The organism is Aeromonas sp. ASNIH8 (genome assembly GCF_002919855.1).
GTDB classification, from domain to species: Bacteria; Pseudomonadota; Gammaproteobacteria; order Enterobacterales; family Aeromonadaceae; genus Aeromonas; species Aeromonas caviae.
In genome coordinates this window covers 1-8258 of sequence record NZ_PQLN01000136.1, presented here as the reverse complement: position 1 = coordinate 8258, position 8258 = coordinate 1, and the positions used below count along the sequence as shown (strand labels likewise).

9 protein-coding genes and 2 pseudogenes are annotated in these 8258 nt (G+C 58.7%); 6 read left to right on the top strand and 5 right to left on the bottom strand.

Annotated features, from left to right (window positions below):
• The first annotated feature begins 84 nt into the window (after positions 1–84).
• The 4 genes and pseudogenes from tnpA (at position 85) to ybcJ (ending at position 2379) form a co-directional block, all read left to right on the top strand.
• Entirely contained in the window at positions 85–489 is a 405-nt protein-coding gene (tnpA, locus tag C3418_RS21715; RefSeq protein WP_010674034.1) for an IS200/IS605-like element ISAs26 family transposase, read from the top strand.
• 58 nt (positions 490–547) lie between these two features.
• Positions 548–1579, top strand: a pseudogene (locus tag C3418_RS21710) (alpha/beta fold hydrolase); the annotation flags it as partial.
• A complete protein-coding gene (locus C3418_RS21705; RefSeq protein ID WP_010674881.1) occupies positions 1576–1980 on the top strand; it encodes a MaoC family dehydratase in 405 nt (134 codons plus the stop codon). The pseudogene C3418_RS21710 and the gene C3418_RS21705, both read left to right, overlap by 4 nt.
• A 165-nt stretch (positions 1981–2145) precedes the next feature.
• Positions 2146–2379, top strand: a complete 234-nt coding sequence (ybcJ, locus tag C3418_RS21700) for a ribosome-associated protein YbcJ (protein ID WP_010674882.1) — start codon at positions 2146–2148, stop codon at positions 2377–2379.
• A gap of 156 nt (positions 2380–2535) precedes the next feature.
• Here ybcJ and C3418_RS21695 read toward each other — a convergent pair whose 3' ends face one another.
• The 4 genes and pseudogenes from C3418_RS21695 to istA all read right to left on the bottom strand — a co-directional run bounded on the left by C3418_RS21695 (position 2536) and on the right by istA (position 6686).
• On the bottom strand, positions 2536–3009 hold the full coding sequence (locus C3418_RS21695; RefSeq protein ID WP_010674883.1) for a DUF4442 domain-containing protein: 474 nt from the start codon (positions 3007–3009) through the stop codon (positions 2536–2538).
• A gap of 364 nt (positions 3010–3373) precedes the next feature.
• Positions 3374–4226 (bottom strand): annotated as a pseudogene (locus C3418_RS21690) (IS5 family transposase).
• Between the two features lie 116 nt (positions 4227–4342).
• Positions 4343–5098, bottom strand: a complete 756-nt coding sequence (gene istB / locus C3418_RS21685; RefSeq protein WP_024945936.1) for an IS21-like element helper ATPase IstB — start codon at positions 5096–5098, stop codon at positions 4343–4345.
• Between the two features lie 25 nt (positions 5099–5123).
• On the bottom strand, positions 5124–6686 hold the full coding sequence (gene istA, locus C3418_RS21680; protein WP_024945937.1) for an IS21 family transposase: 1563 nt from the start codon (positions 6684–6686) through the stop codon (positions 5124–5126).
• A gap of 313 nt (positions 6687–6999) precedes the next feature.
• On the opposite strand from istA, the gene C3418_RS24905 reads away from it, so the two are divergent.
• Together C3418_RS24905 and C3418_RS24900 are read left to right on the top strand one after the other, a co-directional pair.
• A complete protein-coding gene (locus C3418_RS24905) occupies positions 7000–7356 on the top strand; it encodes a hypothetical protein (protein WP_223917421.1) in 357 nt (118 codons plus the stop codon).
• Entirely contained in the window at positions 7304–7837 is a 534-nt protein-coding gene (locus C3418_RS24900) for a hypothetical protein (RefSeq protein ID WP_244054215.1), read from the top strand. The genes C3418_RS24905 and C3418_RS24900 overlap by 53 nt, the downstream gene beginning before the upstream one ends.
• Here C3418_RS24900 and C3418_RS21670 read toward each other — a convergent pair.
• Positions 7781–8258 (bottom strand): RNA-guided endonuclease TnpB family protein (locus tag C3418_RS21670; protein WP_146054136.1); only part of this gene is annotated, 478 nt, incomplete at its 5' end. The genes C3418_RS24900 and C3418_RS21670 overlap by 57 nt on opposite strands.

The following is an 8258-nucleotide window of genomic DNA, read 5'->3' as shown; positions in this document are numbered from 1 at the left end:
GAATTTGTAGGCTTTCAGAATTTGCATTTAGCGCTCAGTGTGTAGCATTATTGCCATATCTATTAAGCCCGATTGAGTGACAGAATGCAATTCACTAAAATTAATAAATCACGCCATGCGGCCTACGTTTTGCACGTACATTTGGTGTTTATCACCAAGTATCGAAAGCCGATATTGGGGGATCTTCATCACGCCTCATTCGGTCAGTGTGCGGCAGAGGTTTGCAGAGATTTTGGTGCGGAACTGAAAGAGTGTGACGGAGAGGCTGATCATGTTCACATGCTGATAGAGTACGCGCCAACGGTGCAGCTATCGGTACTGGTGAACTCGTTAAAGGCGGTCACATCAAGGCGACTGCGTAATGAATTTCTGGACTTGAGAGGTGCTTACAGCAAACCCGTACTCTGGTCACGCTCTTACTTTGCGGGCTCTTGCGGCGGAGCACCGTTGGAGGTGATCAAGCAATACATTCAAAACCAGCGGGGCTGACGCCCCGGCGAAATTCCCCTCCCACCTACGTCGGAGGGAGTCCCCTTTCGCATTTAAGATGGACATGCGCCCCCAGAACTCCCTGGTGGCCTGGCTGGTCGCCCAGGGGCAGACGGTCTTCATGATCTCCTGGCGCAACCCGGGGGTGGCACAGGGGCAGGTCGATCTCGACGACTACGTGGTGGACGGGGTCATCGCCGCCCTGGACGCCGTGGAGGCAGCCACCGGCGAGCGGGAGGTGCACGGCATCGGCTACTGCATCGGTGGCACTGCGTTGTCACTCGCCATGGGCTGGCTGGCGGCGCGGCGCCAGAAGCAGCGGGTGCGTAGCGCCACCCTGTTCACCACCCTGCTGGACTTCTCCCAGCCCGGGGAGCTTGGCATCTTCATCCACGAGCCCATCATCGCGGCGCTGGAGGCGCAGAACGAGGCCAGGGGCATCATGGACGGGCGCCAGCTGGCGGTCTCCTTCAGTCTGCTGCGGGAGAACAGCCTCTACTGGAACTACTACATCGACAGCTACCTCAAGGGCCAGAGCCCGGTGGCATCCGATCTGCTGCACTGGAACAGCGACAGCACCAACGTGGCGGGCAAGATCCACAACAGCCTGCTGCGCCGACTCTACCTGGAAAACCAGCTGGAGAAGGGGGAGCTCAAGATCCGCCACACCCGCATCGCTCTCGCCAAGGTGAAGACCCCGGTGCTGCTGGTGTCCGCCGTGGACGATCACATCGCCCTCTGGCAGGGAACCTGGCAGGGCATGGCGCTGTTCGGGGGCGAACGGCGCTTCATTCTGGCCGAATCCGGGCACATCGCCGGCATCATCAATCCACCGGATGCCAACAAATACGGCTTCTGGCAGAGCGAGGTCGAGGCGGACAGCCCGGCGCAGTGGCTGGCGGGGGCGACCCACCAGAGCGGCTCCTGGTGGCCCGAGATGATGCGCTTTATCAAAGACCGTGACGAAGCAGAACCCGTCCCCGCCCGGCAGCCTGTCGAGGGGCTGGAGGCGGCCCCCGGCAGCTACGTCAAGGTACGGCTCAATCCGGTGTTTGCCGGCGTCAGGATGCAAGAAGAGGAACCCGCATGAGTACACAACCCCTTGCCGTGGGCCAGAAGGCTCGCCTGACCAAGCGCTTCGGCCCGGCCGAGGTGGCGGCCTTCGCCGGCCTCTCGGAGGATTTCAATCCCCTGCACCTGGACCCGGACTTTGCCGCCACGACGGTGTTCGAGCGCCCCATCGTCCACGGAATGCTGCTGGCGAGCCTCTTCTCCGGGCTCCTCGGGCAGCAACTGCCCGGGAAAGGGAGCATCTATCTGGGCCAGAGCCTCTCCTTCACGCTCCCGGTGTTCGTGGGGGACGAGGTGACGGCGGAGGTGGAGGTGATTGCCCTTCGAAGCGACAAGCCCATCGCCACCCTGGCCACCCGCATCTTCACCCAGGGCGGCGCCCTCGCCGTGACGGGGGAAGCGGTGGTGAAACTCCCTTGAGCGCCAGTGGCCCCCAGAGATACAACCAGCCCGGTCGGGCTGGTTTTATTGCCTGTGCTCGCCCCTTTTTCGGGGCAATTCGGCCCGGGCCCTTTCCCTGCCCCGCCTAACTGCCTAGAATGAGCCCCCGCTGTTTCAGCCATTCATCCAGCTAGAGGATTTCCCATGGAGACGTTTCTGCTCGAAGGTCACCCCTTCGTTGCCTTGTGTGACCTGATCAAGCATCAGGGTTGGGCCGATTGTGGCGGTGCCGCCAAGGCGCTGGTCGCCGAGGGCCTGGTGGAAGTGGACGGTCAGGTCGAGACCCGCAAACGCTGCAAGATAGTCGCCGAGCAGGTGGTCAACTTCAACGGCATGAAGGTAGTCGTGAAAGAAGGCGTCAGCCCCGAGATCCTCTGATCCTGACGCCCTGCCACGCAAGCGCTACCCAGCACAGTGGCCGAGCGGGCGGTCAACTTCAACGGCATGAAGCATGAAGGCCGTGGTGAAGGAAGGGAGCAGTCCCGAGATCCTTTGATACCGGCTTGAACAAGGGCGCCAAGCGCCCTCTGGCCTTCAGCTTGCCTTGATGGAGAGGGTCAGCACAAAGCGGGCCATGGCCTCGTCGCCGTTGCGCGACGGGCAGGTGGCCACCACCTGGATGGGGCGGTTGATGCGCTGACCGCTCGCCAGGGACTCGTCGATCATGGCGTCGATAAGCTCCCCCGCCGCGCAATCAAACTGCACGTCCCCCTCCGGGCGCTTCAAAAACTCCCCTTGCACATCCTTGAAGGCAAAATGCACCTTCTTGCGCCGCGCCCGCCCCTTCTCCATGACCAGGAGCCCCCCCACCAGGTCGGCACCGGTGGCGAGCGCCCCGAAATACATGCTGCCCAGGTGGTTGCGGGTGCGCCAGCCCAGCGGAATGCGGATGCGCAGCGCCCTGGCGTCCATCTGCTCGATGACGGGGGCACAGAAACCAATGACGGGAATGTAGCGCCAGGCGAACAGACGCAGGGCGAGGTTGGCTTTGAGGCGTTGCAGGTCCATTGCAAACTGATCCGATGAGTAAATGTGATACAAATGTTGCCAGTCTGCTTCCCGATAGACAAGCCTCCCGTGCCATCCCTGTGAGCGGCCCCCCAAAGAGTATTTGCAAAATTCATGCAATGGCCAGGTTCTATTTGCCTGGCAAATGATAAAATCGGCCTTTCCTGACCCCGGGTCGCCCCTCTCTTTTCCCTTTTTCCGATTTTTTTCAAGGTCCCGCCCCGGATGACGGGACCATGACGGCCATATCCGAATGAAACACAACGAGAAATACTCCCCGTCTGGGGGCTAGCCCAGGATCCCGCCCCCGCCACTGGGATTATTCGCAGTAACCAAACCCCCTCTCCCTCGCTAGGCTGTGTTCTCAAAATGCTGGTTTTCTGTCCACCAATAGCTCTCGTAAGTAACGAAGGCAGAAAGCCAGCTTGATAAAAGCAGCAAAACTTCCCGCCAGCTTTTCATATCTCGTTGAGAATCGGCGAAACTTCTTCAGCCATCCGAAGCACCGCTCGACCACATTTCGCCTGCGATAACGAGCTTTGTCTAATACCAGAGGTCGTCCCTTATGGTGCCGCTGCTGGTCGCTGCGCTGCGGGATGACTGCTTTTATCCCTCTGCGCCGGAGTTCGGCCCGCAAAGCCCTGCTGCTATAGGCCTTATCTGCGGCAAGATGCGTTGGTCGCGTGCGATAACGGCCTGATGAAGTCGGGATCCTTGCCATGGCCAACGCACTTGTCGCATATCTGATTTCCGCTGATTGCCCCGGCGAAAGGCAGAACCCCAGCGGTAAACCATTACCATCAGTGACCAAGTGAATTTTGCTGCCAAAACCACCACGAGAGCGACCAAGTGCTTGATTCACCGGAGTGTTTTTTTACGCGCTCCGGCAGCATCTTTGGATACCCTGACATTGGAGCCGTCCAGGCACCACAGGTCGAAATCGATGAGCCCTTCTTCATTGAGCTTGAGCTGCAGCGCTTCCAGAATGGCATCAATCCGGCCTGCATCCTGCCAACGCCGGAAGGTGTTGTAGACCGAATTCCATGGTCCGAAACGTTCTGGAGGTCTCGCCAAGGAGCTCCGGTGTGGAGTATCCAGAGAATGCCATCGAGCACTTGGCGCGGTTCATGGGTAGGGCGCCCGATCAGGCTTCGAGAAGGAAACTGGGGCTCGATAAGCCCCCATTGTGCATCAGTCAGCTGATAACGGTGGGACACGGAATGGATCTTAAGCTGTTGAGAAGATGTGAGATTTGGCTAATAACATCATGTCGATCAGCCAATAACATCATGCCGATCACCATTTTTCTACCCGCAGGAACTGCGTCTTTCTTTTACTCTGCCTGATCGGCATCGGTCAAGTTGATGCCCTGTTTTCGCATCGACTCACCTGTCAAACCTACTCGTACCGCTCTGTGGATCAGCCGGTCCAGGATCGCTTCTGCGAATGTGGCCTCTCCGATCATCCCATACCATTTCTCTACCGGCAGTTGGCTCGCAACCACTGTCGAGACCCTCCCGTAACGGGTATCGATGATCTCCAGCAAATTACTGCGCTCGGCCGCATCCAGCATCTCCATGCCCCAGTCATCCAGGATCAGCAAGCCCACATTATTCACCTGCTCCAGCAGCTTCGGATAACTGCCATCCGCCTGCGCCAGTCTCATCTCTTCCAGCAGGGTTTTCAGCCGGTAGTAGCGCACCGCTACGCCTTGCCGGATAAAATAGCGGCCCAACGCACAGGCCAGGTAACTCTTCCCACAGCCTGCCGCCCCCGTCAGCAGCAGGTTTTGCTGATGAGCCAGCCACTGCCCTTCCAGTAGCTGGCGGATCTGCGCTTTGCTTATTCCCCGGCTGGCACGGTAGTCCAGCTGCTCAATTTGACCGGACAATCGAAACCGCGCTTGCTTCTCCAACCGGTTAACTTTGCGCTGCTCCCGTTGCACCAGCTCATGACTCAGCAGCAGTTGCAGCCGCTCTTCAAAGCTCATGTCCTGATACAACGCGCTCTGTGTCTGTTGCTGACTCAGCGCCTGTTTCACACCGCCCAGACGCAGGGTGCTCAGTTGTTCATCGAGATGTAATTGCATGCTCTTTTCCTTGTTGAGTGATGGATTAGTGGAAGTAGTGTTCGCCGTGGACATTGTCATGATGGATGTCTTGCAACGGATCCTGGCGTGAGGTGGCAACTGGTTGTTGTTCCAGCCCGTGTTTGAGCATGTTGCGGATGTGGTGCAGCCGGTTGGCGCCGGTCAGATAGCCACGTAGACAGGCGGCCTCCAGCCGCGCCTTGCCATACTTTTTGCTCTGTCCCAGCAGGGCCTGACAAGGTCGCACGGCTTGGGCCGGATGCGCTGCCTGGCGGATAAAACTATCCACCCAATGCGTGGTATAGGGCCCGATGGACGCGGCCCAGCTCAGTAGGCGTTCAGGTGAGCACTCCAGCAGTGCCTGGTGATGCGCTGGCATATGGGCGGGCAGACTGCTGTGCTGGCCTTTGCGATGACTGCGTGGGTGCTGAGCGACGACCTTACCCGCGTGATACAGGGTGACCGTACGCTCCGCCAGATGGGCTTCCAGCCGCTTGCCCTGCAAGGCATAAGGGACCGAGTAATAGTGCTTCTCCAGGTCGACGTGGTAATCCTTGCCGACCAGCACCGACACCACTTTGGTGTACTGGTAGGGGTACGCTGGCAAGGGCTTGAGTGCTGGCGCATCGAGCTCGGCAAACATGGATGCGCGGCAACCGGGCAGCTTCTGGAAGGGTTTCTCATTGAGCCGGGTCAGTAACCCGGATATCCGTTGGTTAAGCTGAGCCAGGCTATGGAAGGTCTCATGGCGCAGTACCGCCAGGATCCAGCGGGTGACGATCTGTACCCCCACCTCGGCCTTGGATTTATCTTTCGGCTTGCGCGGCCTGGCGGGCATGATCGCTGTGCCGAAGTGAGCGGCCAGCATCTGGTAGGTGGGATTGAGATCCGGGTCAGTATTGCGTGCCACGCTGACCGCACTCTTCAAGCAATCAGGCACCACCAGTTGCGGGACGCCGCCGAAAAACTCAAAGGCCCGCTTGTGGCTCATCACCCAATCCTCAAGCTGTTGGGAGCGGGTGGCTTCAGCAAAGGTGTAGTTGGAGGCCCCGAGCACCGCGACGAAGACCTGGGCCCGATAGAGGATCTCACCGGTATGAGGATCCACGATGGGCATGGTCTGGCCACAGTAATCGACAAAGAGTTTTTCGCCCGCGATATGGGTCTGGCGCATCGACGGTTGCAGCACCGATGCCCACTCCTTATAGAGCCGACAGAAATGGTTGTAGCTGTAGTGGGCACCGTTATTGCGCTCGGCATACTCCTGCCACAGTAGCTCCAGCGTTACCCCTTTTTGACCGGGCTGTTTGAGCTCCTGATGGAGCACGGCCCAGTCAGGGAGCGGTTTGTGGCGGGTTTTGGACACCGCGCGGGTGCTGAGGAAGGCACGCTCCAGGGTGACATCATCCCAGCGCTCACAGAGCGGCCAGGTAGTGATATCCAACTGAGCAGCGCGATTGAGGTAATAGGAGACGGTGCTGGATGAGATATGCAGGCTGAGGGCGATCTGACGATGCGCCAGTTGAGCCTGATATTTGAGACGAAGGATTTCTTTGAGTTTTCTCACGGTGATAGGCCTCGCAGACATGCACTTTCCTCTTTTGGGTCCAGTTGGAAAGTGCGGGTTTAACGAAGCGGGGAGAAGAAGTCATCAATAACATTCATGCCGATCATGGTTTCCCATAGAGGAAAAAAGTGATCGGCCTGGGATGTTATTGGGCGATCGGCATGGATGTTATTGAGTGATCGGCATGAATGTTATTGAGCGATCGCCATGCGTGGGAATACGCAAGATTATATCTTCATCACTTTAAGAACACAGCCTAGGCTGTTGCTGGCCAGGAAGTAGCCACTCGGCACCGGGTCAACCCGTCTACCAATCTCACCATAAGGATAGAGAGATGAGTCACGTGCAACAGTTGTTCAACGGGGGCGAGAGCGCCGGTACTTTCCAGCTCAACTTCAACAACAACCGTGTCTACGAGCTGTTTGGCCGGGAGTACCTCAAGTGCTATGCCAACCTCAGCGCCAAGGGGAAGATGAGCAAGCCCCTGCCCACCGGGCCGCTGAGCTACACCGTCGACTTCGCCATGGATTGCGGCTGCAGTTCGGTGCTGTTTGACTTCAACCTCGCCTACAAGAAGACCTTCGGCAACCAGTTGCAGGCCCCCCTGTGGCGCGAGTCGGACTACGAGGCCGTAGCTGGTGCTCTGCCAGCTGGTGCGCGAGGCACCGGCCAACCGCCTGAGCAACCATGATCAGTTCGCCGAGGCCGAGGCCTTCTTCAACGACGTCAATCTGCCCGACACCGTCCGGGCGGTGGGCAGTGATCCCTATGCCGACAAGGACGGCCTGGTGGAGTTCATCGTGGCCAACGAGCTGCTGGACGATCCCGCAGTCATGGCCAAGCTGGCGGAACAGAAGGCCTACCTCATCGCCATCACCTCCGTGGTCACCGCCTACATCAACCGTTACGCCGAAGCCTATGGCGAGCAGTACAAGACGGATGCGGATCTCTGGGCCAGGGCCCTCTCCAAGATCCCCCTGATGGGGCCGAGCAAGATCGATCAGCAGAGCTACAGCCGCCACATCAAGGGGCTCAGCATCGCCACCGACTTCATCAACTTCATCTTGACATCCTCCCCCACCTTAGCGCTTCGCGTCACAGGAGGGGGATTCCCATTACTGGGTGATAGCTGCTCGCGCAGTACCGGGTTCCTGCTTCATCGGGCGGCCTGATTGCACCACGCCTCCACAGGCTAAAACGGCGTGTCCCGCCGCTAAAATATTGCGAGCGCCGTTCACATCGGCGTTCGCCTCATAACCACACGCAGCGCATTTAAACTGGCTTTGCGTCTGGCGGTTATCCTTCGCAGTATGCCCACAACAGGCGCACTGCTGGCTCGTGTAGGCCGGGTTTATCGCCAACACCTGACCGCCTCGCCATGCCTGCTTATATTCGAGCTGGCGGCGCAGCTCAAACCAGCCCTGATCTAATATCGAACGATTCAGCCCTGATTTTGCCCGGACGTTGCGCCCCGGCTGGCTGGTCGTGCCCGCTGCTGATTTTGACATGCTGGCAACCTTCAAATCCTCAATGACGATCATCGCGTGGTTTTTGCTGATAGTCGTTGTGACCTTGTGAAGGTAATCGCGGCGG